The sequence below is a fragment of the Curtobacterium sp. MCLR17_045 genome, from assembly GCF_003234405.1.
Classification (GTDB): Bacteria; Actinomycetota; Actinomycetes; order Actinomycetales; family Microbacteriaceae; genus Curtobacterium; species Curtobacterium flaccumfaciens.
In genome coordinates this window covers 1-22,589 of the sequence record NZ_QKTB01000022.1, presented here as the reverse complement: position 1 = coordinate 22,589, position 22,589 = coordinate 1, and the positions used below count along the sequence as shown (strand labels likewise).

20 protein-coding genes are annotated in these 22,589 nt (G+C 73.4%); 15 read left to right on the top strand and 5 right to left on the bottom strand.

Annotated features, from left to right (window positions below; translation table 11 throughout):
* Nucleotides 1-28 precede the first annotated feature (28 nt).
* Genes DEJ05_RS13295 through DEJ05_RS13285 form a run of 3 tightly spaced genes read left to right on the top strand, consistent with a single transcriptional unit; the run spans nucleotide 29 to nucleotide 6,386 of the window.
* Entirely contained in the window at nucleotides 29-1,111 is a 1,083-nt protein-coding gene (locus DEJ05_RS13295) for a Gfo/Idh/MocA family protein (RefSeq protein ID WP_258370473.1), read from the top strand.
* A 44-nt stretch (nucleotides 1,112-1,155) separates the two neighbouring features.
* The gene (locus DEJ05_RS13290; RefSeq protein WP_111110638.1) at nucleotides 1,156-5,052 is read left to right on the top strand and encodes a Pls/PosA family non-ribosomal peptide synthetase; all 3,897 of its coding nucleotides are present in this window, start codon (nucleotides 1,156-1,158) and stop codon (nucleotides 5,050-5,052) included.
* A gap of 14 nt (nucleotides 5,053-5,066) precedes the next feature.
* On the top strand, nucleotides 5,067-6,386 hold the full coding sequence (locus DEJ05_RS13285; protein ID WP_258376157.1) for a M1 family metallopeptidase: 1,320 nt from the start codon (nucleotides 5,067-5,069) through the stop codon (nucleotides 6,384-6,386).
* Nucleotides 6,387-6,457: 71 nt separating this feature from the next.
* On the opposite strand, the gene DEJ05_RS13280 is transcribed toward DEJ05_RS13285, so the two are convergent.
* A complete protein-coding gene (locus DEJ05_RS13280; RefSeq protein WP_027465796.1) occupies nucleotides 6,458-6,727 on the bottom strand; it encodes a helix-turn-helix domain-containing protein in 270 nt (89 codons plus the stop codon).
* A 32-nt stretch (nucleotides 6,728-6,759) separates the two neighbouring features.
* On the opposite strand from DEJ05_RS13280, the gene map reads away from it, so the two are divergent.
* Entirely contained in the window at nucleotides 6,760-7,527 is a 768-nt protein-coding gene (gene map / locus DEJ05_RS13275; protein ID WP_111094285.1) for a type I methionyl aminopeptidase, read from the top strand.
* Here the strand turns inward: map and DEJ05_RS13270 are convergent.
* Nucleotides 7,511-8,065 (bottom strand): 4'-phosphopantetheinyl transferase superfamily protein, encoded by a 555-nt coding sequence (locus tag DEJ05_RS13270; RefSeq protein ID WP_146245108.1) that lies wholly within the window; start codon nucleotides 8,063-8,065, stop codon nucleotides 7,511-7,513. The two genes, map and DEJ05_RS13270, sit on opposite strands and share 17 nt — an antisense overlap.
* Before the next feature lie 72 nt (nucleotides 8,066-8,137).
* Nucleotides 8,138-8,341, bottom strand: coding sequence for a hypothetical protein (locus tag DEJ05_RS13265; RefSeq protein WP_017885770.1), 204 nt, complete (start codon nucleotides 8,339-8,341; stop codon nucleotides 8,138-8,140).
* Nucleotides 8,342-8,628: 287 nt separating this feature from the next.
* Between DEJ05_RS13265 and DEJ05_RS13260 the strand changes: the two genes are divergently transcribed.
* From DEJ05_RS13260 to DEJ05_RS13240, 5 genes are all read left to right on the top strand, one after another.
* Entirely contained in the window at nucleotides 8,629-10,482 is a 1,854-nt protein-coding gene (locus DEJ05_RS13260; protein WP_181440727.1) for a TPM domain-containing protein, read from the top strand.
* Nucleotides 10,483-10,562: 80 nt separating this feature from the next.
* Complete coding sequence (locus tag DEJ05_RS13255) at nucleotides 10,563-11,288, top strand: PspA/IM30 family protein (protein ID WP_017885772.1); 726 nt, start codon at nucleotides 10,563-10,565, stop codon at nucleotides 11,286-11,288.
* A 44-nt stretch (nucleotides 11,289-11,332) separates the two neighbouring features.
* Nucleotides 11,333-12,154, top strand: coding sequence for an arginase family protein (locus DEJ05_RS13250; RefSeq protein WP_027465799.1), 822 nt, complete (start codon nucleotides 11,333-11,335; stop codon nucleotides 12,152-12,154).
* Nucleotides 12,155-12,209: 55 nt separating this feature from the next.
* Nucleotides 12,210-13,613: an NAD(P)/FAD-dependent oxidoreductase gene (locus DEJ05_RS13245; RefSeq protein ID WP_111110634.1), complete on the top strand. Its 1,404-nt coding sequence runs from the start codon at nucleotides 12,210-12,212 to the stop codon at nucleotides 13,611-13,613.
* Nucleotides 13,614-13,615: 2 nt separating this feature from the next.
* On the top strand, nucleotides 13,616-13,972 hold the full coding sequence (locus tag DEJ05_RS13240; RefSeq protein ID WP_181440726.1) for a Fe-S oxidoreductase: 357 nt from the start codon (nucleotides 13,616-13,618) through the stop codon (nucleotides 13,970-13,972).
* A 389-nt stretch (nucleotides 13,973-14,361) separates the two neighbouring features.
* On the opposite strand, the gene DEJ05_RS13230 is transcribed toward DEJ05_RS13240, so the two are convergent.
* Both DEJ05_RS13230 and DEJ05_RS13225 read right to left on the bottom strand, forming a co-directional pair.
* On the bottom strand, nucleotides 14,362-15,180 hold the full coding sequence (locus DEJ05_RS13230) for an ABC transporter ATP-binding protein (protein ID WP_071404595.1): 819 nt from the start codon (nucleotides 15,178-15,180) through the stop codon (nucleotides 14,362-14,364).
* Entirely contained in the window at nucleotides 15,180-16,079 is a 900-nt protein-coding gene (locus DEJ05_RS13225) for a siderophore-interacting protein (RefSeq protein ID WP_258376156.1), read from the bottom strand. The genes DEJ05_RS13230 and DEJ05_RS13225 overlap by 1 nt, the downstream gene beginning before the upstream one ends.
* Before the next feature lie 66 nt (nucleotides 16,080-16,145).
* On the opposite strand from DEJ05_RS13225, the gene DEJ05_RS13220 reads away from it, so the two are divergent.
* Genes DEJ05_RS13220 through DEJ05_RS13195 form a run of 6 tightly spaced genes read left to right on the top strand, consistent with a single transcriptional unit; the run spans nucleotide 16,146 to nucleotide 22,154 of the window.
* Nucleotides 16,146-17,156 carry an alpha/beta fold hydrolase gene (locus tag DEJ05_RS13220; RefSeq protein ID WP_181440725.1) on the top strand — a complete coding sequence of 337 codons (1,011 nt, stop codon included), beginning with the start codon at nucleotides 16,146-16,148 and terminating at the stop codon, nucleotides 17,154-17,156.
* Nucleotides 17,153-18,697, top strand: a complete 1,545-nt coding sequence (locus tag DEJ05_RS13215) for an ABC transporter substrate-binding protein (protein ID WP_111029217.1) — start codon at nucleotides 17,153-17,155, stop codon at nucleotides 18,695-18,697. The genes DEJ05_RS13220 and DEJ05_RS13215 overlap by 4 nt, the downstream gene beginning before the upstream one ends.
* 46 nt (nucleotides 18,698-18,743) lie before the next feature.
* On the top strand, nucleotides 18,744-19,697 hold the full coding sequence (locus tag DEJ05_RS13210) for an ABC transporter permease (protein WP_111087840.1): 954 nt from the start codon (nucleotides 18,744-18,746) through the stop codon (nucleotides 19,695-19,697).
* Entirely contained in the window at nucleotides 19,694-20,563 is an 870-nt protein-coding gene (locus tag DEJ05_RS13205) for an ABC transporter permease (protein ID WP_111110630.1), read from the top strand. Before DEJ05_RS13210 ends, DEJ05_RS13205 begins: the two co-directional genes overlap by 4 nt.
* Nucleotides 20,560-21,372: an ABC transporter ATP-binding protein gene (locus DEJ05_RS13200; RefSeq protein WP_111110629.1), complete on the top strand. Its 813-nt coding sequence runs from the start codon at nucleotides 20,560-20,562 to the stop codon at nucleotides 21,370-21,372. Before DEJ05_RS13205 ends, DEJ05_RS13200 begins: the two co-directional genes overlap by 4 nt.
* Nucleotides 21,369-22,154 carry an ABC transporter ATP-binding protein gene (locus DEJ05_RS13195; protein WP_111110628.1) on the top strand — a complete coding sequence of 262 codons (786 nt, stop codon included), beginning with the start codon at nucleotides 21,369-21,371 and terminating at the stop codon, nucleotides 22,152-22,154. Before DEJ05_RS13200 ends, DEJ05_RS13195 begins: the two co-directional genes overlap by 4 nt.
* The last annotated feature ends 435 nt before the right edge of the window (nucleotides 22,155-22,589 follow it).

Here is a 22,589-nt window from a genome sequence, read left to right as displayed (position 1 = left end):
GTCCGGAGCATCCCGGTAGCGTTCCGGCATGACGATGACGTTCCCGGTGCCCGGAGTCCACGCGCTGCGGGGCGGCCCCGAGCTCCGGTGGGGTGTGATCGGCCCCGGGGAGATCGCGAACGACTTCACGGCGACGCTGCACGCGAACTCCGACCAGCGCGTCGTCGCCGTCGGGTCCCGCTCCCCCGAGCGTGCCGCGGCCTTCGCCGCCCGCCACGGCGTGCCCGGTGTGCACTGGTCGTACGAGGCCCTCGTGGCGGACCCGTCCGTCGACGTGGTCTACGTCGCCTCGCCGCACCCGCAGCACCTCGGGCACGCGCTGCTCGCGATCGCCGCCGGCAAGCACGTGCTCGTCGAGAAGCCGATGACGACCTCGGCGGCGGACACCCGCACCCTCGCCGACGCCGCACGGGCCGCGGGCGTCCTCGCGATGGAGGCGATGTGGACCCGGTACCTGCCGGGCACGACCGTCGTCGCCCGTCTGCTCGCGGACGGGGTCCTCGGCGACGTCCGGCTCGCGACGGTCGACGTCGGGTGGCCGCACGACCCGGACCCGGCGGACCGGATGTTCGATCCCGCCGCAGGTGGGGGTGCCCTCCTCGACGCCGGTGTCTACGGGCACTGGTTCGCACGGTTCGCCACCGGCGCCCCGGTGACGAGCAGCACGACGGGGGCGGTCTCGGATCGCGGGGTGGACCTCCAGTCCGTCACGGTGTCGACGGCGGAGGGTGGCGCGCAGGCGGTGGTGACCACGTCGATGACGGCGTGGACGCCGGGGCTGGCGGTGATCGCCGGGAGCCGGGCCACGGTCCGGTACACCGACCACTTCGTGTTCCCGGCGTCGTTCGCGGTGCACCACCCGGGTGGGGAGGACCACTGGGCGGAGCCGACGGGGCTGCGGGGCCGTCAGGGACTCGTGTGGCAGGCGGCGGCGCTCGCGCAGTACGTGGCGGACGGTCGCACGGAGTCCCCGGTGCACTCGCTGGACGACTCGGTCGGGATCGCGACGGCGCTCGACGCGGCCCGTGCGGCACTCGAACCGTCCGCTGCGGCACTCGGACCGACCGGTACGGCACCGTCCGTTCCCGAGCAGGACACCTCGACCCTCTAGGATCACGGGCCGGTCGTCCCGCACGCGACCGGGAAGAGGCCTCGATGACCATCGGCACCGGGAACGCGCAGCTCGAACTCGCCCGCGGGGGCGACGCACCCGCCCCACGGACCCTGTTCGACGTCCTGGCGGCGACCGCGGCGACCCACCCGGACGCGACGGCGCTCGAGGACCCCGCCGGCAGCGTCGACTACGCCGCCCTGCTCGACCTCGTGCGCGCGCAGGCCGACGATCTGGCCCGCCGCGGTGTCCGACGGGGCGACCGGGTCGGGGTGCGGATCCCCTCCGGCGGGCGTGACCTGTACCTGTCGATCCTCGCCGTGCTCGCCGCCGGAGCCGCGTACGTGCCGGTCGACGCGGACGACCCCGAGGAGCGCGCCACCCTGGTGTTCGGCGAGGCCGGTGTCGTCGGGGTGATCGGCGCGGGCGGTGTCCTGCGCGACCGCGACGGCACGGAGCTGCCGGTGACGGACCCTACGGCGAGCGCCGAACTCCCCCGTGAGACCGACGACGCGTGGATCATCTTCACGTCCGGGTCGACCGGGGTCCCGAAGGGTGTGGCGGTCACCCACCGCAGTGCAGCGGCGTTCGTGGACGCCGAGGCGCGGATGTTCCTGCAGGCGGCGCGGATCGGTCCGGGTGACCGGGTGCTGGCGGGGCTGAGCGTGGCGTTCGACGCGTCGTGCGAGGAGATGTGGTTGGCGTGGGGGCACGGCGCCGCGCTGGTGCCGGCACCCCGGTCGTTGGTGCGGACGGGGGTGGACCTGGGGCCGTGGCTCATCGCGCACACGATCACGGTGGTGTCGACGGTGCCGACGCTGGCGGCGTTGTGGCCGGACGATGCGCTGGAGCAGGTGCGGCTGGTGATCTTCGGTGGTGAGGCGTGCCCGCCGGAGCTGGCGGCGCGCATCGCGAGTCGTGACCGTGAGGTGTGGAACACGTACGGGCCGACCGAGGCGACGGTGGTGGCGTGCGGGTCCCTGCTCGACGGGAGCCAGCCGATCCGGATCGGGCTGCCGCTGGACGGGTGGGACCTGGCCGTGGTGGACGGTGCCGGACAACGGGTGGAGCCGGGCGGCGTCGGTGAGCTCGTGATCGGTGGCGTCGGGCTGGGGCGGTACCTGGACCCGGCGAAGGACGCGGAGAAGTACGCGCCGTTCCCGGAGCTCGGGTGGGAGCGGGCGTACCGGAGCGGTGACCTGGTGCGGTACGAGCCCGAGGGGCTGGTCTTCCAGGGGCGTGCGGACGACCAGGTGAAGCTCGGTGGCCGGCGGATCGAACTCGGGGAGATCGACGCGGCGCTGCAGGCCCTGGACGACGTGGCGGGTGGGGCCGCGGTGGTGCAGCGGACCCCGGCGGGCAACCAGGTGCTGGTCGGGTACGTGGCTCCGGTGGCCGGGGCGACGGTGGACGTGGCTGCGGCGAACGCCCGGTTGCGGCAGGAGCTGCCGGCGGCGTTGGTGCCGTTGGTGGCCGTGGTGGAGTCGCTGCCGACGCGGACGTCGGGCAAGGTCGACCGCGCGGCGCTGCCGTGGCCGTTGCCCGGTGCCTCGGACGCGGCGATGCTGCCGGACACGGTGGCGTGGATCGCCGAGCGGTGGTCGGCGATCCTGGGGGTGCCGGTGGCGAGCGTCGACGACGACTTCTTCGCGCACGGCGGTGGGTCGTTGACGGCGGCGCAGCTGGTGTCGGCCATCCGGGAGCGGTTCCCGACGACGACGGTGGCGGACGTGTACGACCACCCGCGGATCGGGGCGTTGGCGGCGGCGCTGGACGAGTCCGGCCCGGTCGAGGCGTCGTCGCGCGACGTCACCCCGGTCCCTCCGGCGACGGGGCTGCTGATGACGCTGCTCGGGCTGCCGGTGCAGGTGCTCCGGGGGCTGCGGGTGCTGACGTGGACGGCCCTGGTGGCCGCGGTGCTGCACGCGACGACGCTGCCGTTCCTGCCGGTGCTGCCCTGGCCGGTGCTGGTGCTGGCGCTCCTGGTGTTCGTGACGCCGATCGGCAAGATGGCGCTGACGGTGGTGCTCGCGCGGCTGCTGCTCGCCGGGGTCCGGCCCGGGTCGTACCCCCGTGGCGGCTCGGTGCACCTGCGGGTCTGGCTGGCCGAGCGCATCGCCGAGGCGGTCGACGGCCCCTCGACGGCCGGCGCCCCGTGGATCAGCTACTACGCCCGGGCCCTCGGCGCGCGGATCGGCAGGGACGTCGACCTGCACACGCTGCCGCCGGTGACGGGGATGCTCACGATCGGCAAGCGTGCCTCGATCGAGCCCGAGGTCGACCTGGCCGGGTACTGGCTCGACGGCGACGTGTTCCACCTGGGGCACGTCCGCGTCGACGAGGACGCCGTGGTGCGCAGCCGGACGACGCTGCTGCCGGGGGCGCACGTCGGTGCGGGTGCCGAGATCACGGCGGGTTCCGCCGTCGGCGGCCCGGTGCCCGCGGGCGAACGCTGGGCAGGGGCACCTGCGGAGCGCACCGGGTCGGCTCGTGACGACCGGGAGGCCCGTCCAGCGACCCGACGACGCTGGCTGCTCGCGTACGGGGCCGGGTCCCTGGCCGTGGCCGGGTTGCCGGTGGTCGGTGTCGCGGTCGGCCTGCTGGTCGCCCTCGCCCTGGTCGGGCGGGCGTCGACCCTGGGCGACGCGGTGCTCCGTGCGCTGGTGACGGTCCCCCTGGCGACGGTCGTCGCCGGTGCGGTGTACGCGCTGCTGGTGGTGGTCGCGGTGCGGCTGCTCGGCATCGGCCTGCACGAGGGGCGGCACCCGGTGCGCTCCCGGATCGGCTGGCAGGTGTGGTCGACCGAGCGGGTGCTCGACGCGGCACGCACCCTGCTGTTCCCGCTGTACGCCTCGCTCGTGACGCCGGTGTGGCTGCGGCTGCTCGGTGCCCGCGTCGGTCGGGACACCGAGATCTCGACGGTGCTGCTCATCCCGGCGTTGACGCAGATCGCGTCGGGGGCGTTCCTGGCCGACGACACGATGGTGGCGACGTACGAGCTCGGCGGCGGTCGGGTGCGGATCGGTCGCTCGAAGGTCGGCCGTCGCGCGTTCCTCGGCAACAGCGGCATGACGGGTGCCGGGCGCTCGGTGCCGCGCGAGGCCCTGGTGGCGGTGCTGTCCGCGGTGCCGAAGAAGGCCAAGCGCGGGTCGTCGTGGCTCGGGTCGCCCCCGGTGCGGCTGCGGCGCGCGGCGACGGAGTTCGACGAGGCGCGCACGTTCCGCCCGTCCAGGCGGCTCAAGGTCGCCCGCGGCTGCTGGGAGCTGCTGCGCCTGGTGGCCCCGATGGTCTCCGCCGCCATCGCGCTCGGCGTGGCCGGAGCACTGCTGGCGCTCTGGTCGGCCGTCGGGATCGGGTGGACGGTGCTGCTCGCCGGACCGGTGCTCATCGCCGCCGGTGCCGTCGCCGCCGTGGTCTCGACGATCGCGAAGTGGGCGTTCGTCGGTCGGATCACCGCCCGGGAGCACCCGCTGTGGTCGTCCTTCGTGTGGCGCAACGAGGTGCAGGACACCTTCGTCGAGACCGTCGCGCGCCCCTGGTTCGCCGAGCAGGCCACCGGCACCCCCGCGCTGGCCGTCTGGCTGCGGAGCCTCGGTGCGACGATCGGCCGCGGCACCTGGCTCGAGACGTACTGGCTGCCCGAGGCCGACCTGGTCACCATCGGCTCCGGGGCGTCGGTGGCGCGGGGCACGGTCGTGCAGACGCACCTGTTCCACGACCGCGTGATGCAGCTCGACACCGTCCGGATCGACGCGGGTGCGACGCTCGGGCCGCACAGCGTGGTCCTGCCGGCGGCCGGCATCGGTGCCGGGGCGACCGTCGGGCCGTCCTCGCTCGTCATGCGCGGTGAGCAGGTGCCGACGGGTTCCCGCTGGTCCGGCAACCCGATCGCTCCGTGGACATCGGCAGCCCCCTCGGTGACCGCCCCACCGGCGCCATGAGGTTGACTGTCCCCGTGCCCTCCGATCCCGCCGCAGACCCGTACACCCCGCACAGCGGCGACCGACGGTGGAGTGCCGAGCACTACGAGCTCCGTCTCGACTACCGCGTCGCCACGAACCGCCTGGACGGCACCGCCACGATCACCGCGCGCGCCCTCGAGCCGCTCGAGAAGGTCGTGATCGACCTGCACGGGCTCACGGTCGACCGGGTCGACGTCGACGGACGCCGGGCGAAGAAGGTCTCGACCGCGACGCACAAGGTGACGGTCACCCCGGCCGACCCCATCGCCGCCGACACCGTGTTCAGCGTGCACCTGCGGTACCGCGGCACCCCGCACCCCGTCCGGAGTGCGTGGGGGCAGCTCGGCTGGGAAGAACTGTCCGACGGCGTCATCGTCGCCGCGCAGCCCACGGGAGCGCCGTCGTGGTTCCCGTGCAACGACCGCCCCGACGACAAGGCCACGTACCGGATCGAGATCGCGGCCGAGGCGGCGTACGACGTCCTGGCGAACGGGGAGCTGCTCGCCAAGGAGCGCGACCGCGTCGGCACCCGCTGGACCTACGCCACCACCGAGCCGATGGCGACCTACCTGGCGACCGTGCAGATCGGCCGCTACCGCACCACGAAGCTGCGCACGAGCGGCGTCCCCGTCACGCTGCACCACCCCGCCGACCTCGCCGCCGCCGCGAAGACCGACTTCGGCCAGGTGCCGGAGATGCTCGCGCTGTTCGGTGACCGGTTCGGCCCGTACCCGTTCGCGGCGTACGGCGTCGTGGTGACCGACGACGACCTGGAGATCCCGCTCGAGGCCCACGGCCTGGCGGTGTTCGGCCGGAACCACGTCGACGGCGAGCACGGGACCGACCGCCTCATCGCCCACGAGCTCGCCCACCAGTGGTTCGGCAACTCCGTGACGGTCACCCGGTGGCAGGACATCTGGCTGCACGAGGGGTTCGCCTGCTACGCCGAGTGGCTCTGGTCCGAGGACCGCGGCGACGCCACCGCCGACCAGCTGGCCGAGCGGTACCGGCAGGGACTGCTCGAACAGCCGGAGGACCTGGTCGTCGGTGACCCGGGCGCGAAGGACATGTTCGACGACCGCGTCTACAAGCGCGGCGCCCTCGCCCTGCACGCCGTCCGCCGCACGTTCGGCGACGACGCCTTCTTCGCCGGGCTGCGGAGCATCACCGAGCGGCACCGGCACGGATCCGTCACCGTGCCGGACGTGCTCCGTGCGTTCGCGGACACCGCCGGCCGCTCGGTCGCGGACGTCGGTGCGGTGACCGGGCCCTGGATCGACGAGGCGTCGGTGCCGGCGCTGCCCGCTGGCTAGCAGGCGCCGCCGGCGCGTCGATCAGCAGGCTCCGCCGCCGCGCCGGCCAGCAGGCTCCGCCGCCGCGCCGGCTAGCCCGCCAGCTCGCCGTCGGCCGGGTCGCAGCTGACCTCGGACCACACCGCGTCGAGCGACAGCCCGACCACACCCGCGACCGACGCGATGGTCGAGAACGCCGGCGTCGCGATCCGACCGGTCTCGATCTTCCGGAGCGTCTCCGGCGAGATCCCCGCAGCCAGGGCGGTGTCCACGATCGACCGCGGACCACGGGCACGACGGAGCAGCGCACCGAGGCGACGACCGCGCGCGACCTCGTCGGGACGGAGTGGGAGACGGACCATGACCACATAGTAATACCGGTATGATCATCGGCGTGATCGAGATCCTGACCCCCGCCGAGGTCGACAAGGGCCGCGCCACCGGAGCCCTCGTCGGCACGATCCTGCAGACCCTGCGCGAACGCACCCGCGTCGGCACGAACCTGCTCGAGATCGACCGGTGGGCGAAGCAGATGATCGAGGCCGCCGGTGCCGACTCCTGCTACGTCGACTACGCACCCTCGTTCGGCCGGGGCCCGTTCGGTCACCACATCTGCACGGCCGTGAACGACGCCGTCCTGCACGGGCTGCCGCACGACCGGGTGCTGCAGGACGGCGACCTGCTGACCCTCGACCTCGCGGTGTCCCTGGACGGCATCGCCGCCGACGCCGCGATCAGCTTCGTCGTCGGTACCGCACGCCCCGAGGACCTCGCACTCATCGACGCCACCGAACGCGCGCTGGCCGCGGGCATCGCCGCGGCCGGACCGGGCGCCCGCATCGGTGACCTGTCCCACGCGATCGGCACCGTGCTCGAAGCCGCGGGCTACCCGGTGAACGTCGAGTTCGGCGGGCACGGCATCGGCTCGACCATGCACCAGGACCCGCACGTGTCGAACACCGGGCGCCCCGGCCGCGGCTACACGCTCCGACCCGGGCTCCTGCTCGCGCTCGAACCGTGGGTGATGGCGGACACCGACGTCCTGGTCACCGACGCCGACGGGTGGACCCTGCGGAGTGCCACCGGAGCGCGGACCGCCCACACCGAGCACACCATCGCGATCACCGAGGACGGCGCCGAGGTGCTCACGCTCCCCCGCTGACCGTCCCGACCACCTCGACGGGCAGGCCACCCGCGGCGACGACGAGCACGACGTCCGGTGCGGGGTACAGCACGGTGAGCGGTTGTCCGGCACCCTCGAACCGGGCGGTGCCGGCGGCCGCGTCGACCTCCACCGCGAGCGGGTCGACGCGCAGCCCGCGTCCGTCGCGTTTCAGCACGGCCTCCTTCGCCGCCCACGCCGTGGCGAGGAGCGCCGGGCCTCCGTCGGCTCGACGGAGTTCGTCCGAGGTGAACGCATCGAGCGGCGCGGCAGCGACCCGCGACACCCGTTCGACGTCGACACCGAGTGCCGACGGCCCGACCGCGAGGGCGACGACGCCCGGTGCGCGCGACAGGCTCACGCCGACCGTGACGCCCGCGACGGTCGCCCACGGACGACCGTGGTCGGTCCCCGCGCAGTGCGGGCAGACGCGCCCCGCGCGCACCGCGACCGGCTCGGCGCCGGTCGCCGACACGACGGCGGCGACCAGGGCCTCCCGGTCGTCCGCGCGGTCAGCAGCCGGCGTCCGGAGCGTCACCGTGACGGTCTGGAGGCGCGACCCACCGACCGGGGCAGCGCCCGTCGGTCGTGTGGTCGCGCCCAGAGCGGATCAGGCGTGCGTCAGCGCGATGAGCGCGACGTTCATGGTGCTGTACTGCCCCTCGGAGCGGGTCGCCTGGCGAACTCGTCCGCGCAGGACCTCGTAACGGCCATCGTGCTCGCGCACGAAACCGATCACACCCGTCGCCGGAGTCGACACCCGGTGGTAGCCGTCCTCGAGCGGGACGACCTCGGTGCTCGTGGTGCGTTCCATCGTTCTTCCCCTTCCGTTCATCCTCGAACAGTGGCGCCAGCATACCCCGGTACGGGGGACAAGACGTCCACAGGAAGCACGGTCCGGAGCGTTCCCCCAGAGTCTGGCGGTGCCCCTGCGTGGCCTGGATAGACTCCGGGCGACAGCGCACTCGTGGCGCGGTCCGGTGCGGTGCCACGGGGTACCGGCCGGCGACGGACGGAGGACGGATGCGAGCGGTCCAGCACGGATCGGGCACGGACGGATCGAGCGGGCACAGGGGGACAACGCGGCTGTGGAGCCGTGTGATGGCCGCCCTCGTCGCGACGCTGATCGTCCTGGCTCCGGCAGCGACCGCCCACGCCACGGCGCCCGTCGACCTGGGCGGCGCGTACGTCCTCGACGAGGCCGACGCGCTGACCGCATCCCAGCAGTCGAAGGTCGAGCAGGCCGTGCAGGACCTGTACTCCGAGACCCAGACGCAGCTGTACGTCGTGTTCGTGCCGTCCTTCACCGACCCCACCGACCACACCGAGTGGGGCCGGGCCGTGCTCGAGCAGAACCAGATCGACACCGACGGCATCCTGCTCTCGGTCGCGGTCGACGAGCGGAACTACGACGTGCAGCAGACGAACGAGACCGCGATCTCCTCGTCCGACGTGGAGAACGCCGTCAACGACTCGCTGCTCCCCGAGCTCAAGCAGGGCGACTGGGCCGGCGCCGCCGTGGCCTTCGCCGACGGGTTGACCCAGTCGCAGGCCCCGGTGGACCTCACCTGGCTGTGGATCCTGCTGCTCGTCGTGGTCGTCGGGCTCGTCGTCGTGGTCCTGGTCATCCGGACCCGCAACAAGCGCCGCACCGCCGCGGCGACCAAGGCGCAGGAAGCCTCGCTCGCCGACCTCGAACGCACCGCCGGCGGCGCCCTGGTCACCATCGACGACGAACTCCGCACCGCCGAGCAAGAGGTCGGGTTCGCGAGCGCGCAGTTCGGCCCGGACGCCGCCAAGCCGTTCGCCGACGCCGTGCAGGCCGCCCAGCGCGAGGTCCGCAAGGCCTTCACGATCCGGCAGCAGCTCGACGACGATATCCCCGACACCCCCCAGCAGCGCGCCGAGTGGGCGAACCAGATCATCGTCATCTGCGAGCGTGCGCACGCCGCGATCGAGGAGCAGACCGAGGCGTTCGACCAGCTCCGCTCGCTCGAGGACGGCATCGAGGACGCGGCCGCATCGCTCGCCCAGGCCGTCGCCGCCGCGCCGGCCTCGGTCGGAGCCGCAGCCGCTGCGCTCGACCGTGTCCGCGCGCGCTACACCGGCCGCACCCTCGCGACCGTGGCGAACAACGTCGACCAGGCCCACCAGGTGCTCGCCTTCGCCACCGAACGCTCGAACGCCGCCACCGCCTCCATCGCCGCCGGCGACAAGGGCGAGGCGGTCGTGGCCGTGCGCGACGCCCAGCACGCGCTCGCCCAGGTGCAGCAGCTCACCGACGGCGCACTCGCCGCCGAGCAGTCCTTCGACGAGGCCACCGCCCGCGCCGAGGCGATGCGCATCGACATCCAGGGCGACGTCGCCGCCGCCCGCAGCCTGCGCTCGGGCGGGCCGGACCTCGCCGCCGCGGTCACCCGCGCCGAGGCCGTGCTCCGCCAGGGGCTGGACCCGAAGGACCCGGTGGCGGCCGTCGACGCGCTGACCCGGGCGAACACCGAGATCGACCAGGCCATCGCCACGGCGCGGGGTGCCGAAGAACAGCGCCAGCGGGCCACCCAGGCGCTCGACGCCGCCCTGCGCGACGCCCGGAACCGGATCAGCCAGGCCCGCGACTACGTCTCCCTGCACCGCGGCGGCATCGGCCCGACGGCCCGGACCCGGCTGTCCGAGGCCCAGCGCGCCTACGACGACGCCGTCGAGCTCGCCCCGAACAACCCCGGCCAGGCACTCAACGCCGCCCGCGCGGCCGAGCAGTACGCGGCCGCCGCGATGGACGCCGCCAACGACGACCTCGGCGGCTGGGGTGGCGGCCAGGGCGGTGGCGGCGGCGGCGCCCAGCTCGGCGGCCTCGTCACCGGACTCGTCCTCGGCGGCCTGCTCGGCGGTCGCGGCGGCAGCTACGGCGGCGGTTCCTTCGGGGGCGGCGGCTTCTCCGGCGGCGGCCGCTTCTGACCCGACGCACTCCCCCGGCACCCAGAACCAGACACGACCCGACAACACCGTCCACAGGACTTCCACGAAAGGGAACAGCAATGGCCAAGCAGACCATCTTCGGACGCATCTCCACCCTCGTGCGCGCGAACATCAATCAGATCATCGACGACGCCGAGGACCCGCAGAAGATGCTGGACCAGCTCGTCCGCGACTACACGAACAACATCGCCGACGCGAAGACCGCGATCGCGCAGACCATCGGCAACGTGCGCCTGCTCGAGCAGGACCACGAAGAGGACAAGAAGGCCGCGGTCGAGTGGGGCCAGAAGGCCGCCAACGCCTCCACCGCAGCCGACAAGTACCGCTCCGAGGGCAAGTCGGCCGAGGCGGACAAGTTCGACAACCTCGCCAAGATCGCCATCGGCAAGCAGATCGCCGCCGAGCAGGAGGTCAAGGACGCGGAGCCGAACCTGGCGTCGCAGAACGAGGCCGTCGAGAAGCTCAAGACCGGTCTCGCCGGCATGGAGCAGAAGCTCGAGCAGCTCCGCGCGAAGCGGGACAACCTCGTCGCCCGCTCGAAGACCGCCGAGGCGCAGTCCCGCGTCAACGACGCCCTCGGCAACATCGACGTGCTCGACCCGACGAGCGACCTCGGCCGCTTCGAGGAGAAGGTCCGCCGCGAAGAGGCGAAGGTGCTCGGCCAGCAGGAGCTGCAGTCGTCGAGCCTCGACGCACAGTTCGAGAGCCTCGAGGACGTCGGCAAGGACGCCGAGGTCGAGGCACGGCTCGCCGCGCTGAAGTCCGGCGGATCCTCGAGCATCTGACGAACGCCCTGACGACGCCGGACCCCAGCTGACAGACTGAGACGATGCACTTCCTCGTGGTCGGTCAGTGGCAGGGTTCGGCGTCGTCGCGCGCGATGCGCCTCGGGGACGGTGCGTCGGCGATCGCGGCCGACCTCCCCCGGGCGTCCACCACCGTGGTCGACGTCCCGGCCGGAGCGGGCGACCGCCTCGAGACCGCCGTCGCCCGCTACACCTCGGTGCTCGCCGTCGCCGAACGCGTCGCCGAGGAAACAGCCGTCGCCACCGAACCGGTGCTCGTCGTCGGCGGTGACGGCGCCAGTGTCCTCGGCGCGACCGCCGCCCTCGCACCGGACACCGCGTTCGTCCGCATCTCCGGGTCCAGCGGGTACCGCGCACTCAACCGGGCACAGCCCGTCGCCGCCGAGACCGCCGCCCTGCGCCTGCTGGTCGACCGCCCCGACGACCTGTTCCCCGGACTGCCGGTGGTGCCGGCGTCCTCGGTCGTCGTCGCCGGGGTCCGCGGCGTCGAGGACGCCGAACGAGCCGCCCTCGACAAGGCCGGGATCGTGCACCTCGACGTCGACGCCGCAACCCCGGACGCCCTCGCCGCAGCGGTCGAGCGGACCGGTGCCGCATCGGTCTTCGTGCACGTCGACCTCGACGTCCTCGACCCGTCCGAGGTCGACGGGCTGCTCGAACCCGTCCCGTTCGGCCTCGACGGCGCAGCGCTCGTCGAGCGCATCCAGGCCGCGACCCGCGGCCGGCGCCTCGTCGGCGCCGCGCTCACCGGATTCGCCCCCGTCGACCCGGACCGGGCGGTGGACGACCTCGGCGTGATCCTGCGCGTCGTCGGAGCGGTGACCAGCGCCTCCCGGGTGGGCTGACCACGGGCACGACGCGACCGGCGGACCCCCTGCCGGTCCGCGTACGCTCGGCAGCATGACGGACTACGACCTCATCGTGATCGGAGCCGGCGCTGTCGGCGAGAACGTGGCGGACTACGCCAGGAAGCGCGACCTGTCGGTCGCGATCGTGGAGGCCGAGCTCGTCGGCGGCGAGTGCTCCTACTGGGCGTGCATGCCCTCGAAGGCGCTCCTGCGCAGCGGACACGCCCTCGCCGCCGCCAAGCGGCTCGACGGTGCGAAGCAGGCCGTGACCGGCACGCTCGACGCAGCACACGTGCTCGCCCGCCGCAACTCGTTCACCTCCGACTGGAAGGACGACAGCCAGGTCTCGTGGCTCGAGTCCGCCGGCATCGACCTGATCCGCGGGCACGCCCGCATAACCGGCCCGAAGACCATCGACGTCGACGGCGAGACGCACACCGCGCGCGCCGCCGTCGCGGTCGTCACCGGTTCCCTGCACACGCTGCCCGCGGTGCCCGGTCTCGCCGAGGCGAAGCCGTGGGGCACCCGCGAGGGGACCAGCGCCCAGCAGGTCCCGGAGAGCCTGCTCGTCATCGGCGGCGGTGTCTCCGGCTCGGAGCTCGCGACCGCGTGGGCGTCCCTCGGCGCGAAGGTCACCCTCGTCGCCCGGCACGGTCTGCTCGGCGGCATGGAGCCCTTCGCCGGGGAACTCGTCGCCGACTCCCTGCGCGAACTCGGTGTCGACGTCCGCACCGGCGTCAACCCGGTCCGGGTCGACGGCGACGAGCACGGTCTCGTCACCACGGAGCTCGACGACGGCACCACGGTCATCACGAGCGAGGTGCTCGCCGCCACCGGACGCGCAGCACACACGCGTGACCTCGGGCTCGAGACCGTCGGCCTGACCGCGGGCGACTGGCTCGACGTCGACGACACCATGCTCGTGCACGGCACCGACTGGCTGTACGCCGTGGGTGACGTCAACCACCGCGTCCTGCTCACGCACCAGGGCAAGTACCAGGCGCGTGCCGCCGGCGAGGCGATCGCGGCGCGGTACCAGGGCACGCCGCTGCACACCGAGCCGTGGGGTGCACACGTCGCCACCGCCGACCACGCCGCCTCGCCGCAGGTCACCTTCACCGACCCCGAGGTCGCGAGCGTCGGACTGACCGAGGCGAAGGCCCGCGAGCAGGGGCTGAACGTCCGCGCGGTCGAGTACGACCTCGGTGCGATCGCCGGGTCCTCGCTGCAGGCAGACGGCTACACGGGCCGCGCGAAGATGGTCGTCGACGAGGACCGCGGGGTCGTCGTGGGCGTCACGTTCGTCGGCCAGGACGTCGCCGAGATGCTGCACGGCGCGACCGTCGCCGTCGTGGGCGAGGTCCCGATCGACCGCCTGTGGCACGCGGTGCCGGCCTACCCGACGATGAACGAGATCTGGCTCCGCCTGCTCGAGGCGTACGGCCGCCCGGCCTGAGCGTGCGCAACCCGCTGCTCGACTCCCCCGTGTCCCGTGCGGGGTGGGTCTTCGCGACCGCCGTCGGGCTCGCCGTGGGCGTCCCCCTGTCGACCGGGCGGATCCGGGTGGAGGACGGGCTCGTGGTCTGCACGGGGCTGCCGCGCTGGGCGTTCCGGCGCGGCGGCACCTGCGTCGGTTCGGTGTACCTGACCCGCGACAACGACGGCCCGCGGGTGCTCCGGCACGAGCGGGTGCACGTCGAGCAGTGGCGCCGGTACGGGATGCTCATGCCGCTGCTCTACGCCGTCGCCGGGCGGGATCCCCTGCGGAACCGATTCGAGGTCGAGGCCGGCCTGGAGGACGGCGGCTACCGCTGACGGGGGCGGGTGCGGCGCGGGGCGGCTCGGGTGTGCTGCGGTCGCACGACACGCCGCGTGCGCATCGCCGTGGTCGCGCGATCTGTCGCCCCGACGCCGGTCGGGCGGCAGATCGTGCGACCTCGGCGGGCGTGCCGGTCGGTCGCAACACCCCGCGGGGTGCGCGGCGAGCGGTCGCAGACCGTCGCCTGCGGCGCCGCCAGCCGACGGTTCGTGACCACTCGGCGCCCCACCGACGACGAGTCGTGACCGCTCGGCGGCGGCACGTGACCGAAGTCGCGGGACACGCCGCGTGCGCATCGTCGTGGTCGCGCGAACCGTCGTCCGGACGCCGGGCAGGCGGCAGATCGTGCGACCTCGGCCCGGCCCGGCGCCAGCCGGCCCGTGGGTCAGGCCGCGCGCCGCCGCGGCACCACGAGGGGCGTGCCGGTCTCGGGATCGGGGACGACGACGCACGGCAGGCCGAAGACGTCCTCGACGAGGTCCGCGGTGAGCACCGACGACGGCTCCCCCGCCGAGACGATCGCCCCGTCGCGCATCGCGATGACGTGGGTGGCGTAGCGCGCGGCCTGGTTCAGGTCGTGCAGCACCGCGACGACCGTGCGACCGGCGGCGTGCAGCGTGGAGGCCAGTTCGAGCACGTCGTACTGGTGGGCGATGTCGAGGAACGTCGTCGGCTCGTCGAGCAGCACGATGTCGGTCTGCTGCGCGAGCACCATCGCGATCCACACCCGCTGCCGCTGCCCGCCGGAGAGCTCGTCGACGCTCCGGTCCGCCAGTTCCACCGTCGACGTCTGCTCGAGTGCGGCCTGCACCGCCTGCCGGTCGGACCCGGACGACGGGTGCAGCAGGTCCTGGTGCGGGAACCGGCCCCGGGACACCAGGTCACGCACGGTGATGCCGTCGGGGGCGATCGGGGTCTGCGGGAGCATGCCGACCCGCCGGGCGACGGCCTTCGGGCGGTACGAGTCGATCGGCGCCCCGTCGAGGAACACCGTGCCGGCACGCGGCTTCAGGGTGCGGGCGAAGGACTTCAGCAGCGTCGACTTGCCGCAGGCGTTCGGACCGACGATGACCGTGAGTTCGCCGTCGGGGATGTCGACGTCGAGCGTGTCCACCACGACCCGGTCGTCGTACGCCAGGGTCAGCCCACGGGCCCCCAGCGCGGTGGTCGGGACCGGACCGAGCGCGGTGCCCGAGGTCGGCATCAGTGCTCGGCCTTGCCGTGCCGCCAGTAGCCCATGAACGCGACCTGCTTGCGGTCGATGCCGACGCCGCGCACCAGGTGGCGGCGGAGTTCCTTGACGCAGCCGGCCTCGCCCGCGATCCACGCGTAGACGGGGCGCTCGTCGACCGGGGCGGGGACGTCCCACAGCACCTGCTCGTCGACGTCGACGTCGGTGAGCTCGACGGCCGGCTCGCACGCGGCGGCGGACGGCGCGACGGTGGAGGCCCAGGCGTGCACCTGGTCGGTCATCCGGACCCCGTGGGTGGCGCCGTTGCGGGCGATCCAGCGGACCTCGACCCCGGCGGGCGCGGTGACCGGCAGCCGGTCGGCGTCGGTGGGCACCTCGATGAAGACGTGGCCGACGGTCGAGACGTCGAGGGCTTCGAGGATGGCGCAGATGGCGGGTGCGGCGGTCTCGTCCCCGGCGAGCAGGATCCGGTTCGCGTGCCCGGGAGCGAACTCGGCGGCCCCGGTCGGCAGGTCCTCCGGCGACTCGGGGACGCGCGGCCCGACGATGCGCAGCTCGTCACCGACGCGGCAGGCCGACACCCAGCGCGACGCCGGACCGGTGTCGCCGTGGGCGACGAAGTCGATGTCGAGCTCGCGGGCGTCCGGCCGGAACGAGCGGACCGTGTACGTGCGGAGGGGGTTGCGGGCGTCGTCCGGCAGCGCGCGCCAGGCGGCGTACCAGTCCTCGTCCTCCGGCAGTTCGGAGAAGCCGATGCCGGGCAGGGGCAGCACGATCTTGATCCGCTGGTCGAGACCGACCGAGGAGAAGTCGGCGAGCGCGTCGCCCGTCAGCGTCACCCGGACGAAGTTCGGGGTGAGCGACGTGACGGCGGCCACACGGACGGAGAAGACGCGATACCGGGTTGCCACGGAATCGAGTATGGCATGCCTTACCTAACGTCTCCAGGCCCCCGGAACGGTGCGAGGATCGTCCCCGTGTCCGAAGCCCCCGACGACGAATTCGCCGACCTGCCCGCCCTCGCCAGCGCGAGCGGCGTGACCACGCCGCTCCGCGCCTCCAGGCAGGTGGTCCGCACCGCGGACGGACAGGATACCTCCGCGATCCGGTGGGGCGACGACGGCCAGGAGGCCCGGATCACCTACCTGCACGGGCTCGGCATCGACGCCCACAGCTTCGACACCACGGCACTCGCCGTGGGCGAGCCGGCGGTCGCCCTCGACCTGCCCGGCCACGGCCGGTCGTCGTGGCGGGAGGACGCGGACTACGCGGCGGCCGCGACGGCGCCGAGCGTGCTCGCCGCGCTCGACGCGCTCTCGGTGCCGCCGGGCATCGTCGTCGGCCACTCGCTCGGTGCGATCCTGTCCGCCCGACTCGCGGCCACCGCGCCGGAGCGGGTCACCGGGCTCGTGCTCGTCGACATGTCGCCGGACTTCGCGCAGCGTGCGGTGGACCGGATCGCCCGCGCGCTCGAGGCGGAGGAGCCGTTCGAGTCCCTCGAGCAGGTCGTCGACCGGGCGATCGAGGCGCGGGTCGGCGACGACCGGCAGGTGCTGCTGCGCGAGGCCCGGCACACGACGGCCCTCGGTGCGGACGGGCGACTCGTTCGCCGTCACCACTTCCCGCACCTGCCCGCCGGGCGGACGTCGTCGGTGGGGCGCTTCGCCGATGCGTGGCCGGACCTCGAGGCCCTGCGCGTGCCGATCCTGCTCGTCCGGGGTGACCGCGGGTACGTCTCCCCGAAGCTGCACGCCGGGTTCGCCGAACGCCTGCCGGACGCCGAGATCGTGACGGTGACCTCGCGGCACGCGGTGCAGAACCAGGCACCCCTCGAACTGGCTTCGGCGATCCGGGCATGGGCGGAGCGGCACGGATTGTTGCACCCGATCGAAGAACCGTCGCCGGACGGCACCAGCCGCCGGTACCCTCGTGCGAGCGCGAGGCCCGATCCCAGCCCTCGTGCCCGGAAGGAACCCACCACCCCATGAGTCCGCTCCTGCCCCGTCGCACCGCGCGCACCTCGCGCATCGGGCGCGCTGCCCTCGCCGCCACGGCCGTCGCCGTCGTCTCCGCCCTGGCGCTGGCCGGCTGCTCCGGCTCGTCCGACACCACCGGCGGCAAGGACGCCACGGTGCGCGTCGGGCTGGTGCTCGAGCCGACGAGTCTCGACATCCGCACCCAGTCCGGGGCGGCGCTCGACCAGGTGCTCATCGACAACGTGTACCAGGGGCTCGTCGGCCGGACCGCCGACGGCGAGATCCGTGACGTGCTGGCCTCGTCCCACGAGGTCTCGAAGGACGGCCTGACTTACACGTTCACGCTGCGGGACGGCACGACGTTCCAGGACGGCAAGCCGGTCACCGCGGCCGACGTCGTGTGGTCGCTCGAGCAGGTCAAGTCGAACGACTCGTACGTCGACTCGGCCAAGCTCGCGGGCGTCACGTCGATCACCTCGCCGTCGGACGACTCCGTCGTGCTGCAGCTGGCGAAGCCGGACTCCGACCTGCTCTGGAACCTGACCGGCCGCTCGGGCCTGGTGCTCGAGAAGGCCGCGGACAACGACCTGTCCGACAGCGCGAACGGCACCGGTCCGTTCGAGGTCGCGAGCTGGAAGCAGGGCGACTCGCTCACCTTCGACCGCAACGAGGACTACTGGGGCACGAAGGCGAAGGTCGCGAAGATCGTCTTCCGGTACATCACGGACCCGTCGACCGCCGTCAACGCGATGGCGAACGGTGACCTCGACGTCCTGAACCCCGTTGACGGCACGCTCAAGAGCCAGCTGCAGGGCAACGCCGACATCGCGCTGCACAGCGGCAAGACGACCGACAAGTACACGCTCGCGTTCAACGACCGCAAGGAACCCTTCACCGACGAGCGCGTGCGCCGGGCCATCCGGCAGGCGATCGACGCGAAGGCGCTCATCAAGGCGATCGGCGGCACGGGCGTGGAGCAGGGCGGTCCGATCCCGGAGCTCGACCCCGGCTACGAGGACCTGACCGACATCGACGCGTACGACCCCGCGAACGCGAAGAAGCTCCTGGCCGACGCCGGGCAGCAGGACCTCAAGCTGACGCTCACCTACGCGAACATCTACCCGACCACGATCGGCGACGTGCTGAAGTCGCAGCTCGCCGACGTCGGGATCACCCTGACCGTCAAGCGCGTCGACTTCGCCACCTGGCTGTCCTCGGTGTTCCAGGCACCGAAGTCCGGCGAGCGGGACTTCGACCTGTCGATGGTCGACCACGTCGAGGCCCGTGACTTCGGCAACTGGGCGAACCCGGACTACTACTTCGGGTACGACAACCCGAAGGTGCAGGCGCTCTACGCCCAGTCGATCGCGGCGACTGACGAGGCCACGAAGACCGAGGCACTCCGGAAGGCGGCACGCATCGTCAGCGAGGACGCGGCCGGCGAGTGGCTCTACACGGCGACCGAGATCACCGCGGTGCGCTCCGGCGTGACGGGCTTCCCGGTCGACGGCGGCAACTCGCGCCTCGACCTGGCGAAGCTCGCGGTCAAGTGACCCGGAGCGACCGCGGCGGGGTGTCCGTCCCCGTAGCATCGGTGTCGTGACCCGGTTCCTCATCGGGCGGGTGCTCCTGCTCGTCGTCGGCCTGCTCGTGGCGAGCGTCATCATCTTCGCCACGCTCCGCGTGCTGCCCGGTGACGTCGCCCAGGTCGTCGCCGGCACGCAGTCGACCCCCGCGCAGGTGGAGCAGCTCCGGCAGCAGCTCGGACTCGACCGGCCCGTCGTGGTGCAGTACCTCGACTGGATCGGCGGGGTGTTCCGCGGCGACCTCGGTCGCTCGCTGGTGACGAACGGTGCAGTCGCACCGGAGATCGCGCAGAAGCTCGCGATCACCCTGCCGCTCGCCGCGATGTCCCTGGCGACCGCCCTGGTGATCGGCGTCCCGCTCGGGGTGGTCGCCGCGGTGCTCCGTCGTCGCCCGGGTGGCGCGGTGATCGGGTTCGCGGCGCAGGCGGTCGCCGCCGTGCCCGTCGTGTGGGCCGGCATGCTCCTCGTCGCCCTGTTCGCGGTGACGCTGCACTGGCTGCCGACGCAGGGCTTCCCGCTCGACGGCTGGTCGGAACCCGGGCGGGCGTTCTCGTCGCTCGTACTGCCCGCGCTGACGATCGGTGCCGTCGAGGGCGCCGTGATCCTCCGGTTCACCCGGTCCGCCACGCTCTCCGTCCTCGATGCCGACCACCTGCGCACCGCCGCCGCCGTCGGGCTGACCCGCACGCAGGCGCTGCTCCGCCACGGTCTGCCGAGCGTCGCCCTCACGGTGCTCGCCGTGCTCGGCGTCCAGATCGCCGGACTGCTCGTCGGTGCCGTCGTCGTCGAGCAGCTGTTCTCGCTGCCCGGGGTCGGTCGGATGCTCGTGACCGACGTCGGCCGCCGCGACATCACGAAGGTGCAGTCGGAACTGCTCGTGCTCACCGGACTCGTGCTGCTCGTCGGGTTCGCCGTCGACGTCGTGCACCGCACCCTCGACCCCCGACAGCGCGAGGTGCAGGGATGATCCGCCGCCTGGTGTCCCGACCGACCGGGGTCTTCGCCGTCGTCGTGCTCGGCCTGCTGCTCGTGCTCGCCGCCGTGTCGCTCGTCTGGACACCGCAGAACCCGTTCCGCGCCGACCCGTTCCACCAGTGGGAGGGGCCGAGCGCCGCGCACTGGTTCGGCACCGACGCCGCCGGCCGCGACATCGCGAGCTACCTGCTCGCCGGCACCCGCACCACCGTGCTCGTCGCCGTGGGCTCCGGGGTGATCGCGAGCGTCGTCGGGATCGTCCTCACCGCGATCGGTTCGCTCACCGCCCGCTGGGTGCGCGAGGGCACCGCGGTCCTGCTCGACATCCTGGTGGCGTTCCCGACCCTGCTCACCGCGATGCTCCTGACCGCGGTGTTCGGCGGGTCGCTCGGCGTGGTGATCGTCAGCGTCGGGCTGTCCTTCGGCGTGACGATCGCCCGCGTGGCCCGCGGTGAGATCCGGCGGATCGCCCGCAGCGACTACGTGACCGCGGCCCGGGCGTCCGGCGTCGGCGGTGTCGGCGTGCTGTTCCGTCACCTGGTGCCGAACGCGGCGCCGCTGTTCACCGTGCAGCTGTCACTCGCGATGGCCACGGCGGTGCTCGCCGAGGCCGGGCTGTCCTACCTGGGCTACGGCGCCGGATCGGACACCGCGTCCTGGGGCAGCCTGCTGTCCGACCTGCAGACCTACATCGGGGTCCACCCGTGGAGTGCGACCTGGCCGGGAGCCGCCATCGCGATCGTCGTCGCGGCACTGTCGTTGCTCGGCGACGCGGTGCGGGACGCCTCGGACCCGCGGCTGACGACGAGCGACCGGAGCGCCGACCCGGCCACGACCACGCCGGGGGTGACCGCATGACCGACCACGCAGCCGGCCCCGACCACGCCACCGCAGCCTCCGGGCTCGAGGTGCGCGGGTTGTCGGTCCGCATCACGGGGCGGACGATCCTCGACGACGTCAGCTTCACCGTGCCTCCCGGCCAGCGCGTCGGCGTGATCGGCGCGAGCGGATCCGGCAAGTCGATGACCTCGCTCGCCCTGATGGGCCTGGAGCCCACCGGCGCCGTCGTGACCGGCAGCGTCCGCCTGGACGGCACCGAACTCGTCGGCCTGCCCGACCGTGAGCGCGCGCGACACCGTGGATCGGGCATCGCGATGGTGTTCCAGGAGCCGGGCACCGCGCTCGACCCGCTGCGGCGTGTCGGCGCGCAGATCGCGGAGCCGCTCCGGTTGCACCGCGGGCTCGACCGACGCGCGGCACGCGCGGCAGCCGTCGACCTGGCGGCGTCCGTGGGCCTGCCCGACCCGGAGTCGCTGCTGCGGCAGTACCCGCACCAGCTGTCCGGCGGGCAGCGGCAGCGGATCTGCATCGCGATGGCGATGGCCGGCGAGCCGTCGTACCTGGTGGCCGACGAGCCGACCACGGCGCTCGACGTCACCACCGAGGCCCGCATCCTCGACCTCTTCGAGCACCTGCCGGCGGGCATGGTGTTCGTCACCCACGACCTCGCCGTGCTCGCGCGCATCGCCGACACCGCCGTGGTGCTCGACGCCGGCCGGGTGGTCGAGCAGGGCCGCGTCGCAGACCTGCTCGCCGCACCGCAGCACCCCGCCACCGCCGCGCTCGTCGACGCCGCACGTGCCACCGCCAGGAGGACCGCCCCGTGACCCTCCCCGTCCTCGAGGCCACCGGTCTCCACCGCACCTACCGACTCCCCCGTCGCGGCCCGTTCGAGCCCGGTCCGGTCCGCACCGCCGTCGACGGTGTCGACCTGACGGTCGCCCCCGGCGCACGGCTCGGCATCGTCGGCGAATCGGGATCCGGCAAGTCCACGCTGGTCCGGCTGCTCGCCGGCCTGGAGGCCCCTTCCGCCGGCACCGTCGCCGCCTCCGGCCGTCCGGTGGTCGCGTCCCGGTCCGCGCGTGCGTTGCGCTGGTTCCGTCGCGAGACCGGGGTGGTGTTCCAGGACCCGTACGCGTCCCTCGACCCGCGGATGCGCGTCGGCGCGATCGTCGCCGAGCCGCTGCGGGCCCTGCAGGTCCCGGGGTCGCACGACGACCTGGTCCGTGCCGTGATGGAGCGCGTCGACCTGCCCGCCGACACGGTCGACCGGTACCCGCACGAGTTCTCCGGCGGGCAACGGCAGCGGATCGCGATCGCCCGGGCCGTGGTGCACTCGCCCCGGATCCTGTTCGGCGACGAGCCGATGAGCGCCCTCGACGTGGTGGTCCGCGCCCGGGTGATCGAGCTGTTCCGGTCGCTCGCCGACGACCTCGGGCTGACGCTCGTGCTGGTGTCGCACGACATCGGGGTCGTGCAGCGGCTGTGCGACACGGTCGCGGTGATGTCCGACGGCCGCATCGTCGAGCACGGGCCGGTGTCGCTCCTCGACGCGCCGCAGCACCCGGTGACGCGGGCGTTGGTGGCGGCGGCGCCGACGCTGCCGTAGGCGGCGGGCGGCGGGCGGCGGCGCGTTCCGCCACTCGGTGCGAGCTTGCCCGCACGGAGCCGGCCTACAAGGCCGCACCGAACAAGCAACGCCGCACCACACGCATGAAACCGCACCGTGTGCGAGACAGGAGGCACGACACCAGCCCGCCCCGCGCCTCCAGGCCAGACGCACACGAGTCCACCGCACCGTGCGCACCGCGCCACTCCGTGCGGGCTTGCCCGCACGGAGCCGGCCTACAAGGCCGCACCGAACAAGCAACCCCGCACCATACGCACGAAACCGCACCGTGCGCGCTCCGCCACTCCGTGCCGGCTTGCCCGCACGGAACCGGCCTACAAGGCCCCATCGAGCAAGCAACGCTGCACCAGCCTGACAAGGCCGCACGGTGCGCCAAGTGCCCGCGCCCCGCACCCCGCACCCCCCCCGGCACCC

Excerpts from the sequence above, each read along its gene's own strand:
- DEJ05_RS13295 (WP_258370473.1), top strand. The coding sequence starts at position 29 with ATGACGATGACGTTCCCGGTGCCCGGAGTCCACGCGCTGCGGGGCGGC.
- DEJ05_RS13290 (WP_111110638.1), top strand. The coding sequence starts at position 1,156 with ATGACCATCGGCACCGGGAACGCGCAGCTCGAACTCGCCCGCGGGGGC.
- DEJ05_RS13280 (WP_027465796.1), bottom strand. The coding sequence starts at position 6,727 with ATGGTCCGTCTCCCACTCCGTCCCGACGAGGTCGCGCGCGGTCGTCGC.
- DEJ05_RS13265 (WP_017885770.1), bottom strand. The coding sequence starts at position 8,341 with ATGGAACGCACCACGAGCACCGAGGTCGTCCCGCTCGAGGACGGCTAC.
- DEJ05_RS13260 (WP_181440727.1), top strand. The coding sequence starts at position 8,629 with ATGGCCGCCCTCGTCGCGACGCTGATCGTCCTGGCTCCGGCAGCGACC.
- DEJ05_RS13255 (WP_017885772.1), top strand. The coding sequence starts at position 10,563 with ATGGCCAAGCAGACCATCTTCGGACGCATCTCCACCCTCGTGCGCGCG.
- DEJ05_RS13250 (WP_027465799.1), top strand. The coding sequence starts at position 11,333 with ATGCACTTCCTCGTGGTCGGTCAGTGGCAGGGTTCGGCGTCGTCGCGC.
- DEJ05_RS13245 (WP_111110634.1), top strand. The coding sequence starts at position 12,210 with ATGACGGACTACGACCTCATCGTGATCGGAGCCGGCGCTGTCGGCGAG.
- DEJ05_RS13230 (WP_071404595.1), bottom strand. The coding sequence starts at position 15,180 with ATGCCGACCTCGGGCACCGCGCTCGGTCCGGTCCCGACCACCGCGCTG.
- DEJ05_RS13215 (WP_111029217.1), top strand. The coding sequence starts at position 17,153 with ATGAGTCCGCTCCTGCCCCGTCGCACCGCGCGCACCTCGCGCATCGGG.
- DEJ05_RS13205 (WP_111110630.1), top strand. The coding sequence starts at position 19,694 with ATGATCCGCCGCCTGGTGTCCCGACCGACCGGGGTCTTCGCCGTCGTC.
- DEJ05_RS13200 (WP_111110629.1), top strand. The coding sequence starts at position 20,560 with ATGACCGACCACGCAGCCGGCCCCGACCACGCCACCGCAGCCTCCGGG.